Annotated in this window: 11 protein-coding genes and 1 other annotated feature; of the genes, 6 read left to right on the top strand and 5 right to left on the bottom strand. The window is 43.1% G+C overall.

What is annotated here, in order from left to right:
- Positions 1-3 precede the first annotated feature (3 nt).
- From GOP56_RS13560 to GOP56_RS13550, 3 genes are all read right to left on the bottom strand, one after another.
- Positions 4-1,305, bottom strand: a complete 1,302-nt coding sequence (locus GOP56_RS13560) for a glutamate-5-semialdehyde dehydrogenase (protein WP_163245842.1) — start codon at positions 1,303-1,305, stop codon at positions 4-6.
- A 28-nt stretch (positions 1,306-1,333) separates the two neighbouring features.
- The gene (gene proB, locus GOP56_RS13555) at positions 1,334-2,479 is read right to left on the bottom strand and encodes a glutamate 5-kinase (RefSeq protein ID WP_163245841.1); all 1,146 of its coding nucleotides are present in this window, start codon (positions 2,477-2,479) and stop codon (positions 1,334-1,336) included.
- Between the two features lie 60 nt (positions 2,480-2,539).
- Positions 2,540-2,808: a binding site (T-box leader), on the bottom strand.
- Positions 2,809-2,861: 53 nt separating this feature from the next.
- Positions 2,862-3,599: a hypothetical protein gene (locus GOP56_RS13550; protein WP_003341008.1), complete on the bottom strand. Its 738-nt coding sequence runs from the start codon at positions 3,597-3,599 to the stop codon at positions 2,862-2,864.
- A 246-nt stretch (positions 3,600-3,845) separates the two neighbouring features.
- Between GOP56_RS13550 and GOP56_RS13545 the strand changes: the two genes are divergently transcribed.
- The 4 genes from GOP56_RS13545 to GOP56_RS13530 all read left to right on the top strand — a co-directional run bounded on the left by GOP56_RS13545 (position 3,846) and on the right by GOP56_RS13530 (position 9,996).
- A complete protein-coding gene (locus GOP56_RS13545; RefSeq protein WP_003334513.1) occupies positions 3,846-4,259 on the top strand; it encodes a hypothetical protein in 414 nt (137 codons plus the stop codon).
- A 254-nt stretch (positions 4,260-4,513) separates the two neighbouring features.
- Positions 4,514-6,922, top strand: a complete 2,409-nt coding sequence (locus GOP56_RS13540; RefSeq protein WP_163245840.1) for a 3-hydroxyacyl-CoA dehydrogenase/enoyl-CoA hydratase family protein — start codon at positions 4,514-4,516, stop codon at positions 6,920-6,922.
- Positions 6,923-6,952: 30 nt separating this feature from the next.
- Complete coding sequence (locus GOP56_RS13535) at positions 6,953-8,131, top strand: acetyl-CoA C-acetyltransferase (RefSeq protein ID WP_003341005.1); 1,179 nt, start codon at positions 6,953-6,955, stop codon at positions 8,129-8,131.
- Between the two features lie 86 nt (positions 8,132-8,217).
- Positions 8,218-9,996: an acyl-CoA dehydrogenase family protein gene (locus tag GOP56_RS13530; RefSeq protein ID WP_163245839.1), complete on the top strand. Its 1,779-nt coding sequence runs from the start codon at positions 8,218-8,220 to the stop codon at positions 9,994-9,996.
- A 53-nt stretch (positions 9,997-10,049) separates the two neighbouring features.
- Here the strand turns inward: GOP56_RS13530 and GOP56_RS13525 are convergent, their stop codons facing one another.
- The gene (locus GOP56_RS13525) at positions 10,050-11,105 is read right to left on the bottom strand and encodes a LacI family DNA-binding transcriptional regulator (RefSeq protein WP_121472971.1); all 1,056 of its coding nucleotides are present in this window, start codon (positions 11,103-11,105) and stop codon (positions 10,050-10,052) included.
- Positions 11,106-11,190: 85 nt separating this feature from the next.
- A complete protein-coding gene (locus GOP56_RS13520; RefSeq protein ID WP_163245838.1) occupies positions 11,191-13,554 on the bottom strand; it encodes a glycoside hydrolase family 31 protein in 2,364 nt (787 codons plus the stop codon).
- A 356-nt stretch (positions 13,555-13,910) separates the two neighbouring features.
- On the opposite strand from GOP56_RS13520, the gene GOP56_RS13515 reads away from it, so the two are divergent.
- Both GOP56_RS13515 and GOP56_RS13510 read left to right on the top strand, forming a co-directional pair.
- On the top strand, positions 13,911-15,545 hold the full coding sequence (locus tag GOP56_RS13515) for a PTS transporter subunit IIBC (protein WP_371807995.1): 1,635 nt from the start codon (positions 13,911-13,913) through the stop codon (positions 15,543-15,545).
- Between the two features lies 1 nt (position 15,546).
- The gene (locus tag GOP56_RS13510) at positions 15,547-16,332 is read left to right on the top strand and encodes an endonuclease/exonuclease/phosphatase family protein (protein WP_163245836.1); all 786 of its coding nucleotides are present in this window, start codon (positions 15,547-15,549) and stop codon (positions 16,330-16,332) included.
- The last annotated feature ends 152 nt before the right edge of the window (positions 16,333-16,484 follow it).

Genomic DNA, 16,484 nt, shown 5'->3' with positions numbered 1-16,484 from the left:
CAATTACCTTGTTTGTCCGTTTCCTAAGACACGATATTTAATGGAAGTCAATGCTGTTAGACCCATAGGACCGCGAGCATGCAATTTTTGTGTGCTAATTCCAATTTCAGCTCCAAAGCCAAATTCTCCACCATCTGTAAAACGTGTAGAAGCATTATGATAAACAACAGCAGCATCTACGGCTTGCAAGAAGCGTTCTGCTTGCGTTTGATCCTCAGTCAAAATTGATTCCGAGTGCTTGGTTCCATAAGTAGCGATATGTTCCAAGGCCTCATCTATATTCGTAACCGTTTTAACAGCAAGAATGGTGTCTAGGAATTCAGCATGCCAATCCGGTTCGGTAGCTAAGACAAAGCGATCGCGTAGCTCTGGGTGGGAAGCCATTGTTCCTTCGCATACGCGTAGCTCTACGCCTGCATCTAGCAGGGATGTCAAAAGAGCTGCGGATTGATCATGTCCAAAATCCTGATGGATGAGTAGGGACTCAAGAGCATTGCATACAGCAGGACGACTTAGCTTAGCATTTTGTACGATAGCTTGGGCCATAGCCGAATCAGCAGATTGATCAATGAAGATATGGCAATTACCTACTCCGGTCTCAATAACAGGCACAATGGAGTTTTTCACAACACGATTGATTAGGGATGCTCCTCCACGTGGGATGATCACGTCGATAATTCCATGGAGGCTGCACATCACATCTACCGCTGCCCGATCGGTCGTACCAAGATACTGAACCGCTTCATGTGGCAGCCCAAGATTTTGAAGGGCGGTTTGAATACTTTTTACCAAAGCTAGGTTAGAACGAGTGGTTGAGGCACTACCGCGCAGGACAACGGCATTTCCTGTTTTTAGTGAAATGGCGGCCGCATCTACTGTAACATTTGGACGTGCTTCATATATCATCCCGATTACCCCTAGTGGTACACGCACGGAACGAATAGCCAAGCCGTCCTTTTGAACCCACTCCGCAGTTGTTTCGCCAATAGGATCAGCAAGAGCAGCTAAATCCTCTAGGCTATCAGCTAAGGCAGTAATTCGTTCGGGTGTTAGACTAAGACGATCAATTAAGCTCGTAAGCTGTCCGCTTTCAATTGCCTTGTCAACATCCTGTTTATTTTCAGCTAAAATATAAGCTTGATCAGCTAAAAGCTGTTCTTTTATAGCGCGTAATGCAGCGTTCTTTTGTTCGCTGGTCAAAAGTGCCAACTTTCGTGAGGCTACTTGAGCTAATTTTGCCTGCTTCGTAACCTGATCAATCACCTGCTTGGAGGCTACATTCGTTTGGTGGTTTCCTTCTCTCATGTTTCCCGCTCCTTTTTCTTGCTTATTTTTATATGAGATGAGGCAGAGATACCCATTGATCTCGATGAATAGCTTCTGTAAAAGGTTTTTCCCTCTGCGGTTCACTGATGATTTGGCGCAACAGTTCACTATCATAGCGGCAGACACCTCGACCAATTAAGCCAGTAGGGGCATACACTTCAACAACATCCCCCTGTGAAAAATCACCCTCTACACTGGTAATTCCCGCTGGTAGCAGACTGCTCTTGCGTTGCTGAATCGCTTCTTGGGCCCCAGCATCTACATGCAAGCGACCGGCGATAGCGGAATGCAGGGCAATCCACTGCTTCTGTGTAGAAACACTCTCGCGCTTTTCAGCAGCATGAGTAGTAGAGGTGTTCGAATTTATTCCGCCAAAATCTCCAATATAGGTTCCTTCTCCTGTCCCATTGATGACATGCAATAAACTATCCTTGGAGGATAACCGGCCGATAAAGGTACGCGTGCCTACCTTTAAGGCCGTTTCAGCAGCAATTACCTTGGATTGCATTCCTCCAGTACCAAGAGATGAACCTGAACCGCCAGCTACTGCTTTGATTTCATCTGTAATGGTAGCGACCTTGTCGAACCGCTTTGCGTCAGGATTATTTCTTGGGTCTTTATTATAAATACCATCTGTATCAGTCAAAATGATGTAGATGTCAGCATGCAGCATACCAGCCACTAATGAACCTAACATATCGTTATCGCCGAACGTTAACTCGGCAACAGAGACAGTATCGTTCTCGTTAATGATAGGAGTGATGTTGCGTGAAAGGAGTAGGGACATCGTTTGAAACGCATGACGGTATCGTTCCTGATTAGAGAAGTCACTGCGAGTCAACAGAATCTGTGCGATATGATAGTTATAGGCAGCAAACAAAGCTGAGTAATGCTCCATCAAAATACTTTGTCCGATAGCTGCTGCGGCTTGCTTAGCTACGATGGTTCGCGGTCGTTGTTCATAGCCTAGCAGGCAATATCCACTTGCTACAGCTCCCGAACTCACGAGTACGACCTCGTGTCCTTCACCACGCAGAGCTGCAATGGCGTCTACCAAGAGACTCATTTTTTGCTGGTCGCAGCCGCCTTGTTTTTTTGCTAAGGAACTGCTTCCTACTTTCACCACAATGCGCATTTTTCCGGTCTGATTCATGTTGATCTGCTCTCCTTTTTCATCTCTAACAAACAAAAAAACCTTCCATCCTTAGAAAAACATAAGGACGAAAGGTTTACTTTCGCGGTACCACCTTAATTAAATGCCGAACCAACCCTTACATGGATCGACATCTATCTTTACACTTAAGAAAGCCATACATGGCCGATAAGCGCTTTCCTTGATAACAGGGGAAAGAATCCTGTCTAGGTCATCCCTAGCCGCTCTGGGATGGGTTCAAGCTGTTTCATGCACGCGATCTTCCAGCCAATGGATCGCGTTCTCTGGAGCAGAAAGGGGGCTTTACTATTTCCCTTCAAAGCGATGAAGTATGATTATTTACATCATTATGATGGGGAGGACGGGAAAATGTCAAGGGACGTTACTGGAAATTTTCTTGTCCATATATGCCAGAGCGTTTTGTTATTTCGTACCGTTTGGATTCCTGATCCCGTCCTAAGTGATACCTCACAAGCGAGCTAGAGGATGCAACAGTAGGTGAAATTCCAGAAACCTCCACAATCAAACCGCTATTTTCAACGGAGACCTTCATATTCTGAGTAGAGATAAATACAGGATAGCGTTTTGTCGAAGTAGACAAATAAACATGTCCATCAACGATTTTTGTATCCAAATGATCGTACAGGGCAACAGCTAATGGTCTGCTCCAATACTGCTGAAAGAAAGCGAGAATCCCATCTCTGGTATGATAAGGCTTTGGAAGCTGTCGATAAATGATCCCATCTTCTTTAATCTCTTTGCCATCAGGAAGGGTAGCGGCAGCATATTCTAAATCATTAATGACCTGTTCGGCTTTTTGTAAGAATACCGACACATCATTGAGATTTGTTTCCATATGAGCCATTGCTGTCGTTTGCCATTTAGCCTGTTCCTTTTTGGTACTGGCTGTTTTTATGTGATCTGATTTTTCAGCAGTTGTAGCAGAATCGTCCTTGGATTTATTTGTAGCACCTTTTGATTTGACTGTTTTCTCAGCCTTTTGGCTCTGTTCCTTTTCACTGGTATTCTTTGATTGCTCTGGTGGTTTACCACCTTTACATCCCGTTGCACCAGTTATAAGCAGAGCTATTATCAACGGAATATACCAATTTTTGTGCATAAAAAAGCACCTCGTTTCTCCTTTTTTGCTAGCTTTTGAGTAGGAAGTCGATTTCAAACCCGTTAGATTTTACTAAAAAAGGGCATGGAGGAAGGAGGAGATGGTTATGATAAGACAATATTGAAACGAGAAAAGGGAAAAAAGAACGACGAGGGGTTGTTTGTTGGCTGTTTTCCCACTATCATAAAAGGGATAAGCATTCGAAAATAGGGGGAAGCCCCGGTTTATTTGAGGTGGTAATAACGCATGTTCGGATTTGGAAATAAACAAAGAAAATTAATGACGTATGACGTATTGCTGGTAAAAACAAAAGATGGCAGAGGCCGTGACTTTTTCCAAGTCGCTTTTCACAGCTCTCAGGCCGCTGATATTATGAGTATGATTACGAAGCTGGAGAAATCCAAATACAATTCAACAGAATATCTAGGTGAGCTTGGTGATTTTAAGATTATTACGCATTATGAAGGGGTAGAAAGCATCAACATTCATGACACTGTAGACCCTGATTCGACACCTATTCAAATTCAAGATTTCGCAAATATGATGCTCCGTCGTTTTGAAATGCTTCAAGAAGCTGGCAAGCTGGAAGAAACAGAGGAGTTAGCTTTCTTTATGGGCGAATTAACTATGCTGCGCGATGAATCCTTTACATCATTATAGAATCTAACCAAATAGTGATGAAATTCAGAAAATAAGATTGCAAGGTATGGTTATTTGGTTTACAATGAATCTGAACAAGTACTTTTTTGGTAGTAAATGTCAACATTCCACAGAATCGAAAAAATAAGGCGATTTTTGTGGAATGTTTTTATAGGCAGATAATGAATGAGCATTCATTCAAGATGAAAAACGACACCAAATCTGCCTACCTGCTAAAATCAAGCCATGATACGGCATATGAAGGAGGAGACTTCATGGAACGCAAAATTAACAAAGCTGCGGTCTTGGGATCAGGGGTCATGGGAGCTGGTATTGCAGCCCATTTGGCTAACGTAGGTATCCCTACTTATCTGCTGGATATCGTACCGCGTGAACTGACGGAGGAAGAGAGCAAAAAGGGATTGACGCTGGATCACCCAGCCGTTCGTAATCGTATTGCACAAGCGGGTCGTGATCGACTGCTAAAGGAAAAGCCGGCGCCTCTGTATGATAAAGATTCCATCTCCCTCATCACAGTAGGCAATTTGGAGGATGATCTAGACAAACTAAGAGAAGTGGATTGGATCATCGAGGTTGTTGTCGAGAATGTAGATGTGAAAAAGCAGGTATTTGCTAAAATAGAAGCTTATCGCAAACCTGGCGCGATTGTGTCCTCTAATACCTCAGGTGTTTCCATCAATGAAATGTGCCAGGATTGTTCAGAAGAGTTCAAAAAATCCTTCCTGGGAACTCACTTTTTTAATCCCCCTCGTTATTTAAAGCTCTTAGAAATTATCCCAGGTGAGCATACTGATCCAGCCTTAGTTGAATTTATGATGCATTTTGGAGAATTTGTACTCGGAAAAGGAACTGTTCTTTGTAAAGATACACCTAACTTTATCGCCAACCGCGTAGGTACATATGGTCTGCAAGTGTCCATTCAGGAAATGCTGCGTCTTGAGTTAGGCGCAGATGAAATAGATGCTCTTACAGGTCCAGTAATTGGTCGTCCAAAAAGTGCGACGTTCCGAACCTTGGATGTGGTGGGTTTGGATACGTATGTGCACGTTGCAAAAAATGTTCGCGATAAAGCTACAGACGAAGCTGAAAAAGCCATGTTTGAAATTCCTGAGATCCTTACCAAGATGGTGGAAAATCGCTGGTTAGGTCAAAAGGCAGGTCAGGGCTTCTTTAAGCAGGAGAAAACAGCAGCAGGAAAAGAGATTTTAGTCTTGGATACGAAGACGTTGGAATATAAGCCAAGGGTAAAAGCGAAGTTTGCTTCATTGGAGGCTGCTAAGCAAGCCAAAACATTGCCACAAAAATTGCAGGCAATTGTGTATGGAAAAGATAAAGGCAGCGAATTTTTATGGAACGTATTGAAAAAGACAATGCTGTATGCAGCCGCAAAAGTACCAGAGATTGCAGATGACATTGTTTCAGTAGATAAAGCAATGAGATGGGGTTTTGGTTGGGAGCTAGGTCCCTTTGAAACATGGGATGCCATAGGTCTTGAGAAATCAGTAGCTCGCATGAGAGAAGAGGGCGAAACCATTCCAACTTTGGTAGAGGAGCTATTGGCTAGTGGAAAAACCTCATTCTATGAAAAAGCGGAAGGAAAGGTTGCTGCTTTTCATATCGGCGGAGCCTTTAGAGAACTAGAAGAGAAAAAGGAAGTCATTAATCTAGCCGCTCTAAAAGAACAGGGCAAGGTGGTTGTCAAAAATGCAGGTGCATCCTTAATTGATTTAGGTGATGGGGTTGCTTGCTTTGAATTTACCACCCCGCATAATGCGCTTGGCGTAGATATTTTGCAAATGTTCAATAAAGCAGCAGATGAAGTAGAGAAAAACTTCACCGGTATGGTGATCGGAAACCAAGGTAAGAACTTCTGTGTTGGACTAAACCTAGCGATGGCATTAATGGAGGCACAGGACGAAAACTGGTTTGAGCTAGATATGCTGGCAAAGAAATTCCACAACACCGTTAACCGAATACGTACAATGCCTCGTCCGGTAGTAGCTGCGCCGTTCGGAATGACGCTTGGTGGCGGAGTAGAGATTTGTTATATGGCTGATCAGGTGCAAGTAGCGGCGGAAACCTATCTGGGCTTTGTAGAAGTAGGCGTTGGTGTATTGCCTGGAGCGTGTGGTACCAAAGAAATGCTCTTTAGAGCGATGGAAAACATCCCAAGCGGAACTCCTACTCCTGTCGATGCCTTCCCATTTGTAGCACGAGCATTTGAAACCATTGCCATGGCGAAAGTATCCACCAGCGGTAAGGAAGCAATCAAATTAGGGTATATGCGCCCAACCGATCGCGTTTCAATCAATCAGGATCATCTGTTATATGATGCTAAACAAGCGGTGCTAGAGCTTGATAAACGCGGATATACAGCTCCTGTTGAACGCCGGATTCCAGCTATCGGAACGACAGGATTTGCCTCATTACGCCAAAATATCTATGGATTGCGTGAAAGCGGCATGATCAGTGAGCATGATGAACTCATTGCAACGAAAATCGCTTATATCATGTCTGGGGGAGATGTCCCAGCAGGTACACAGGTTAACGAAACGTATATTCTTGAACTTGAGCGCCAAGGCTTCCTTGAATTAATCAAAACCCAAAAGACCCAACAGCGCATGCAGCATATGCTTGCTAAGGGAAAACCGTTGCGTAACTAAACGAGCGTCGGAAAAGAAGGAGGAGAAAGCATGAGAGAAGTAGTCATCGTGGCTGGGGCACGTACGGCTGTAGGTAAGTCAAAGCGCGGCTCATTAAAGGATGTTCATCCAGTTGATCTGGGCGCATATGTTGTAGAGGATTTGCTTCGCCGTGTTCCGAATCTGGACCCGGCGTTGATTGAGGATATAATTATTGGAAATGCAGTGCCAGAAGCGGAGCAAGGAACCAATATGGCTCGTTTAATCGGTCTTCGAGCTGGATTGCCGACCAATGTATCAGGGATTACGATAAATCGTTTTTGTTCGTCTGGTTTACAAAGTATTGCTTATGCGGCCCAACAAATCATGTGCGGTGGTGCTGATGTCATCATTGCAGGTGGTGTGGAAAGCATGAGTCTTGTACCGATGGTGGGGAATAAGGTAGCTTTGAACCCAACCTTAGTGGAAACGATGCCAGAAGCATACATGGGCATGGGACATACGGCAGAGAGAGTAGCACAGCGCTATGGAATTAGTCGTGAGGATCAGGACCAGTTTGCGGTAAGAAGCCATCAACGTGCGGCGGAGGCGATTGCGGCTGGTAAGTGTAAAGATGAGATCGTCCCAGTGCCAGTGAAGCAGGTATTTGTGGATGAGAACGGTAAACGTCATGAGAAAGAATTTGTGTTTGATACGGATGAGGGTGTACGCACTGATACAAATGTTCAAACCTTAGGAAAATTACGACCAGTCTTTCATGTAAAAGGAAGCGTTACAGCGGGTAACTCGTCTCAAACTAGCGATGGCGCTGCCGCCGTTCTCGTGATGTCTAGAGAAAAAGCAGACGAATTGGGTATTAAGCCAATCGCTAAGTTCCATTCCTTTGCAGTAGGTGGAGTTGATCCTGATGTCATGGGAATTGGTCCAGTTGTTGCTGTTCCAAAGGCCCTGAAGCAGGCTGGACTTAGCCTTCAGGATGTAGATTTGTTTGAGTTAAACGAAGCATTTGCCTCGCAATCCTTAGCTGTTATTCGTGAGCTGGGCATTGATGCTGAGAAGGTGAATGTTAACGGTGGTGCAATCGCATTAGGACACCCATTAGGATGCACAGGCGCCAAATTAACGGTATCTCTACTAAACGAGATGAAGAGACGTCAGTCAAAATACGGTGTTGTAACAATGTGTATCGGTGGCGGTATGGGTGCTGCTGGGGTGTTTGAGGTTCTGTAAAAAAGATGTTTGAGGTTTTATAAAAAATTGTAATCGCTCAAAGCATGAATAGCTTGATCGTTAAATATGGAAAGGAGAAATAAAACATGGCAGATGTAAAAGAAATTGTACGCGGTGGAAGCTTTTTGATCGAAGCAGGTTTAGCAGAAGATGTATTTACACCAGAGGATTATACAGAAGAACAAAAAATGATTGCGAAAACCACAGAAGAATTTGTGGTTAACGAAGTTTTACCTCACTTGGAGGAGATTGAACAACATCATTTTGATCATTCGGTTCGCCTGTTAAAGGAAGCAGGAGAATTAGGGCTGTTAGGTGCAGATGTTCCAGAAGAGTATGAGGGGCTTGGACTTGATAAAATGAGCTCTGCGTTAATTACAGAAAAAATGGCACGTGCACGTAGCTTTGGCCTAAGCCATGGTGCTCATGTAGGGATTGGTTCCCTACCAATCGTATACTTTGGCAATGATGATCAAAAGCGTCGGTACCTGCCTGATTTGGCATCGGGTCGTCGTCTAGCGGCTTATTGCTTAACAGAGCCGGGATCTGGTTCGGATGCATTGGGTGCTAAGGCAACAGCGCGTCTATCTGAGGATGGCACGCATTACCTATTAAATGGGGAAAAGCAATGGATCACCAATGCTGGATTTGCTGATGTATTTGTAGTCTATGCCAAAATCGATGGTGAGCATTTTACAGCGTTTATTGTAGAACGTGATTTCCCTGGCGTATCATTTGGACCAGAAGAGAAAAAAATGGGGATAAAAGGCTCCTCAACACGCACCGTTATTTTTGAGGACGCGAAGGTACCGGTCGAAAACCTATTGGGTGAGCAGGGCAAAGGTCACGTCATTGCGTTTAATATTTTAAACGTTGGTCGTTACAAACTAGCGGTAGGTACAGTAGGTTCTGCAAAACGTGCATTAGATATTGCGACAGAATATGCAAAAGAGCGTAAACAATTTAAAACGCCAATTGCTAACTTCCCACTTATTCAAAATAAATTAGCTTCTATGGCAGCGAAAGTATATGCGTCTGAAAGCTCTGTATACCGTACAGTAGGGATGTTTGATTCCTCCCTGTCAAGCTTGGGAGAAAAAGCAAATGATGGCCGTGAAGTAGCAAAAGCAATTGCTGATTATGCGATCGAATGCTCGATCAACAAGGTGTTTAGTTCCGAGGTATTGGATTTCTGTGTGGATGAAGGCGTGCAAATCCATGGCGGATATGGCTTTATGTCCGAGTATGAAATCGAGAATATGTATCGTGACTCTCGCATTAATCGTATTTTTGAAGGTACCAATGAAATTAACCGCTTATTAATTCCGGGCACATTGGTTAAAAAAGCAATGAAAGGCGAATTGCCTTTGTTGCAAGTAGCATCAGGCTTACAGGAGGAGCTGATGAGCTACTATCCTAGTGAGCTAGAGGAAGCTCCTTTGGCTGTTGAAAAGCATCTGCTGGAGATGACACGCAAAATCATTTTAATGGTTGCAGGCTCAGCTTTAATGAAGTACCAAAAACAATTGGATCAAGAGCAAGAGCTACTAGCGATTGCGGCTGACATGCTAATAGAGCTATATGCGATGGACAGTGCCGTGAAGCGCACAGAAAAAGCAATCGCCAAAAATGGAGCAGATAAAGAACAGCACAAGCTGAATCTGACAACAGTGTTTGTGCATGAGGCTTTCGATCGTATCGAGCAAGGAGCGAAGGAAGCGTTAGCGGGAATGGAAGAGGGAGATGACCTCCGTTTACGCTTATCTATTCTTAAAAAATTGACACGTCGTGACCCAATCAACAGCATTGGCTTAAAACGCCAAATCGCGGCTCACGTATTAGAGAAGAATGGCTACGCAGTATAAAAGCATATAGCTTGAGCCTAAAAAAGGTTGCCAAGGAAGTCGGCAACCTTTTTTTACTTTTTCTTTTTTACATCCTTTTGGGTGGAAGCACGATAGTTAGCGCAAGAATTTCGCTCGACCAATTTGAAAGGGATAATAATGCGCTTGGTAGGTTCATCAGGTTGTTCAAGCTTCTCAATCAAGCATTTTCCAGCCTGATATCCCAGTTGAAAGATTTGAATATCTACTGAGGTGAGCGGCGGCTGAGAGATTTCCGTGATCAGAGCATTATTAAAACTAATAAGAGACACATCTTGAGGCACGTTAACCCCTATCTCGTTTAGGACTCGCAAAATGCCCAAGGCCATCATGTCATCCGTCACGATCAGGGCAGTCGGTCTGTTAGGCAAATTCATTAGTTCAATTGCAGCTTCCTCACCGCCTTCACGCAGGACTTTTTCTCGAACAATATATTCGTCATGTAGGGTGAGGGAAGCTTGCGTGATGGCTTGTTTATAGCCTTCTAAACGGTCAATGGTTACCACCATGTCAGGTGAACCACCAACAAACGCGATTCGTTCATGCCCCTTTTTTATGAGGTACTCGGTGATTTCCTTCGCTGCTGAATAATTGTCGTTATCGACATGATTAATGGCATCCATGTCCGTATGTGGTTTTCCCACCATTACAAAGGGAAAATCTCGTTCTTTTAGATAATTGGTGACGCGATCGTTAATTTTGGAATAAAGCAGAATCAATCCATCTACTCGACCACCTTGAACCATTCTCACAACGCCATCATACAATTCCGCTTCCGTTTCCCCGGTGGACATACAGATAGCGTACTCGCGGCTATGAGCAATTTTGCTGATACCTCGGATCACTTCAGGAAAGAAAGGATTCTGGAAGATCCGATCCGTTGAATCAGGCATTACCAGCCCAATGGTTTGGGAGGATTTGCTAGCAAGACTCCGAGCCTGATAGTTAGGGTGATAACCGAGTTGTTCCATGGCTTTTCGAACACGCTGCTTCGTTTTTTCGCTAATGCGAGGATGGTTGGCAACGACACGAGAGACTGTAGATGGTGCTACATTTGCCGCCCTTGCTACATCTTTAATTGTTACCCCCATGCGTTACCATCCCTTTCCACTTCATTTTTCATTATGATCTCTCATGAAAAAACAGTCAGGGAGGTGCCCCCAACTGTTTGAATAATTATTGGTTTAGTTCAAATGTGAAGATCTGCTTATCCTTCAAATAAGAGCCTTTCACTTCTTGCCCATTTACATAAATGGTTTTCATCGTATCTACTCCGTGAACGTGGACAATCATAGATTTCCAAGAAGGAGAGTAGCCTGTGTAAATGTCCTCTATGTTTATTTCTACTTGATTTTCATCGTGGTGACAAGTAATTTTTCTCTCTAGATATTGATTATTTTGATAGGAGAACGTACTTCCGTCATCTTCATACAGGATATACTCTGATTGTTGCTGGCTTGGATAGAGATGAATCATGATCTGCTCGTCAGGAACCTTAGTGGATAATTTAGCTGGTGCCTCCGGAATAATTGCCCCTTCCTTCACAAAAATCGGTAGGGTATCGAGAGGGGCAGAAACCATGATATGCTTACCGCCAGCGAATTTAGTGTCTGTCCAGTAATCATACCAGGTGCCTTCTGGCAGATAAACAACGCGATGGTACGTTGATGGTCTAGTGATTGGAGCGATTAAAACATTCTCACCAATCAAGAACTGATCGGACAGATTGGATGTATGTGGATCGTTTGGATATTCCAGAACAAGCGGGCGCATGACAGGAAGACCTGTCTGATGTGCTTCACGGAACAACGTATATAGGTGCGGAAGCCATTTATAACGTAGATCAATATATTTCTTCGTGATCATTTCCACTTCTTCTCCAAACGCCCATGGCTCTTGCGCTACTGTACCAAGATTGCTGTGGTTTCGGAAATAGGGGGTAAAAGTTCCGAGCTGTGTCCAGCGTGTCAGCAATTCCCCTGTAGTATCATGTGCAAAACCTCCAACATCAGGTCCGGTAAATGGCACTCCAGATAACCCAAGATTCATGCACATAGGTATCGCCATTTGCATATGCTCCCAGAAGCTTCGATTATCTCCTGTCCAGACAGCGGCATAACGCTGTACACCAGCGTATCCAGCTCTGGTCAGCACAAACGGACGCTTTCCAGATAACTGTTCTTTTAAGCCTGTATAAGTTGCTTCGCCCATTAGGAGACCATAGATATTGTGTAATTCGCGGTGAGTTTTTGGATTTCCGTCATTTTCATGTATGACTGATAAATCCATGGTCTTTGTTTCATTGAAAACAGCAGGCTCATTCATATCATTCCAGATACCTTCAATGCCCATGTCAGTATAGAATTTTTGCTTCTGTCCCCACCATTTCCGCACATTTGTATTGGAAAAGTCAGGGAATGCACTGATTCCGGGCCAAACTTCCCCTACATATATATTTCCATCCAGGTATTTGCAAAAGTGATTTTCCCGTACTCCCTCTTGATAGATAGGGTACTCCGCATCTTGCTTGACACCTGGATCAACAATGGGAACGATGTTAATCCCTTCTGCTTTTAATTCTTGAATCAGCGAATGGGCATGCGGGAATCGATCATAGTCAAAAGTAAATACACGGTATCCGTCCATGTAATGAATATCCAAGTAGATCGCATCGACTGGAATTTCTTTATTCTTAAAATTTCTTACCAGTTCCCGTACTTCCTGCTCGTTTTTATAGCTGTAACGTGATTGATGATAGCCAAGTGCCCATTTAGGGGGAATGTCCATGCGGCCTGTTAATGTCGTGTATTGAGTAATAACATCCTTTGGAGTAGGCCCTGCCAGAATGTAATAATCTAATTCGCCACCTTCTGCCCCGAAGGAATAGCGGGTTTGACTAGATTTCAGATCAAAAACGCTGCGATACGTGTTATCAAAAAAGATTCCATGTGCAAAACCATTTCGAATCGTCATGAAGTACGGAATCGATTCATAGAGAGCATCAGTCTCTGGATTATGCGGAGCAAAAACGTCTGTATTCCACATCGTCATGTTTTCCCCACGTTTATCAAGAAAGCCGGTTTTTTCGCCAAATCCATAAAAATGGTCGGCGGCATCCATTTCTTTAAAACAAATAATTTCTTGTTTTTGTGTAAAGGCCATTCCTCTCTCGCCCTCAGCTACAAGTAGTCGTCCCAGAGGATCATAGGCGGAAATGCGAAAAGGATTTTTGTTGATTTTTAGGTGAAGCCCAGCTGCTTTAATCAGGAGATACTGATCATGGGCCTCACATATTGTATGGACATCCTGAGAAGCTTTTATGAGGGCAAAGCTGCTTTCTAGGGTAGGTTTTGATAGCGGTTTCATAGTTATCCGCACAATATCATCTGCATAAAAGGACAGACTAACCCAACCGCGCTTACAGCGAAAGTGGAAGAGATCAGTTTTTTCATAGTCTAATAAGGCACCAATATCGTAGTATTGGTTCGAATTGCTTGCTTGTTCATTTCCAGGATGAATGGCAAAACTGGTATCTTGCATATAAAAACCTCCTTTATTCTTTGGTTGACCGCATGTTTGAAAGAATCTCACAATCATTATATTTTCAATCAATTAATTGCGCAACCGATTGCACTAATTTATTTTCGAGTATTTTATTGTTGTTCTCTTAAAGGGACTGTCTTTCATTTGGTTTATGAAGGGATAAATAGTTGTATTAAATGTATTTTCAGTTAAGGGAAATAAGCGATTTTATTTTTGGGACGAAAAGAGGAACTATTATAAAATTTCTCTTGTTTTATGAAAGCGTTTTTATTACAATGATTTTGCGCAAACGATTTCATTGAGTTGATAAAATAAATGATAGATGTATTCAGGGGGGAGTCACAGTGAGAAACATGGCATCTTTTGATTTCTGGCAAAAGCTTGGGAAAGCACTTTTAGTGGTAGTTGCTGTCATGCCTGCTGCGGGGATTATGATTTCTCTAGCCAAGCTGATTGCGATGGCAGGTGGAGATGTAACCTTTGTCGTCAGATTTGCCCACGTGATGGAAGAAATAGGCTGGGCTATCATCGGTAATCTTCATATTTTGTTTGCAGTTGCCATTGGTGGCTCATGGGCTAAGGAGAGGGCAGGCGGCGCATTTGCCGCACTGATTGCTTTTATCTTAATCAATCGGATTACGGGTGCAATTTTTGGAGTAAGCGGGGATATGTTATCAAGCCCTGACGCTACGGTCTCCTCCTTATTTGGAAAAGAGTTAGTAGTGAAAGATTATTTTATTTCATTTTTAGGGGCCCCTGCTCTTAACATGGGTGTTTTTATTGGTATTATTTCTGGTTTCCTAGGGGCCGTTATCTTTAATAAGTACTATGATTACAATAAACTTCCGGCATCGTTAGCTTTCTTTAATGGGAAGCGATTTGTTCCGTTTGTCGTTATTTTTTGGTCGGCTGTAACCGCTATCATTTTGTCTGTTATTTGGCCGTCTATTCAGGGAATTTTGAATGATTTCGGAAAATGGATTGCTTCTTCTAAAGATTCTGCGCCTGTGATTGCTCCCTTTATCTTTGGGATGCTAGAGCGTTTATTGCTACCATTTGGATTGCATCATATGCTGACTGTTCCCATTAATTATACCCAGCTTGGCGGTACATACACATTGCTTACTGGTACCAGTGCAGGTCAGGTCGTAGCGGGTCAAGATCCATTGTGGCTGGCTTGGGTTGCTGATTTGAACAACCTACTTTCTCAAGGTGATACAGCTGCTTATCAGCAATTGCTAAATAGTGTAACGCCAGCTCGTTTTAAAGTAGGTCAGATGATTTTGTCAACGGCGTCATTGCTTGGTATCGCGTTAGCTATGTATCGTCATGTGGACATCGAGAAACGACCAAAATATAAATCCATGTTTTTCTCTGCTGCTTTGGCGGTATTTTTGACAGGGGTAACAGAACCGATTGAATTTATGTTCATGTTCGCCGCACCACTTTTGTATGTGGTTTACTCCATTTTGACTGGACTTAGCTTTGCGATGGCTGATTTTATTCACCTACGCCTACATTCCTTTGGATTTATCGAGCTGTTAACACGAACACCAATGGCGATACGGGCGGGAATGATCCAGGATATCATCAACTTTGCCATAACATGCCTCGTCTTCTTTGGATTGAATTTCACGGTCTTTCATTTTTTGATCAAAAAGTTTAACTTCCCTACTCCAGGGCGCGCTGGAAATTATACAGATGAGGAAGAGCCCTCCACAAAACAAGAGCAATTGAAGAAAACCACTACTGGTGTTGCCGAAACGATTGTTCAGCTATTAGGGGGACAGCATAATATAGTAGATGTGGATGCTTGTATGACTCGTCTGCGAGTAACCGTTAAAAATATAGAAGATGTGGCTAAAGAATCAGAGTGGAAAAAGACAGGCTCGCTCGGACTGATTTTAAAAGATAAGGGAGTTCAGGTTGTGTATGGTCCGAAGGCAGATGTGATTAAATCAAGCGTTCAGGATTATTTAGGAGTCTAATATGAGATTATTAACACTGAATTGTCATTCGTGGCAGGAATCTAATCAGCAAAAAAAGCTAGAGGAATTAGCGGATGCCATAGCAGAGCATGCCTACGATGTTATAGCTTTGCAAGAGGTTAGCCAATCGATTGATGCTGTAGTGATAAAGGATCAGATTAAAGCAGATAACTATGCTTTTCTGTTATTACAAGAGCTTCAGAAGCGTGGACTAGACGATTATCGGATGGTCTGGGAGTTTTGCCATATCGGCTATGAGATATACGAAGAAGGGGTAGCTTTGCTAACCAACCTCCCCATTATAAAGCAAGACGCATTTTATGTATCCAAGCATACAGATACGTCATATTGGAAAACCCGCAAGGTTATCAAAGCGACTGTGGAGTATCATCAGAAGTGCATTTCATTCTTTTCCTGTCATTTCGGATGGTGGGAGGATGAAGAGGAGCCCTTTCATGCTCAGTTCGAACGTTTCATAAAGAGAACGGATAACAATGAACTTACCTTCTTAATGGGAGATTTTAATAATCATGCCAAAGCGAGAGGGGAAGGCTATGACATGGTAAAAGGGCAGGGCTGGTACGATACGTTTCTACTCGCAAAGGTTCGAGACGAGGGCAGTACAGTTCAAGGAAAGATAGCCGGATGGGATCGGAATCAGGAAGGCTTGCGGATCGATTATATCTGGGTTAATCAGCCTGTCTCTATCCAGGAATCAAAAGTGATTTTTAACGGAACCAATAAGCCAGTCGTATCTGATCATTTTGGAGTAGACGTCCTGATTTGATGCTAAAAAACCAAGATCCGATTTACTAACAATCGGGTTTTGGTTTTTTTATTTTTATTTTTTTTATCTTTTCCTGAAACGTTTGTGAAAAACACCTCGTCAAAGAGTGTGAATCAAGCAAAATGGAAATTTTGTTAATGAAAATGGAGGTA

This window comes from Brevibacillus sp. 7WMA2 (genome assembly GCF_010748895.1).
GTDB lineage: Bacteria > Bacillota > Bacilli > Brevibacillales > Brevibacillaceae > Brevibacillus_B > Brevibacillus_B halotolerans.
Note: the sequence above shows the minus strand (reverse complement) of the source record. Positions and strands in the feature narration are given on the sequence as shown.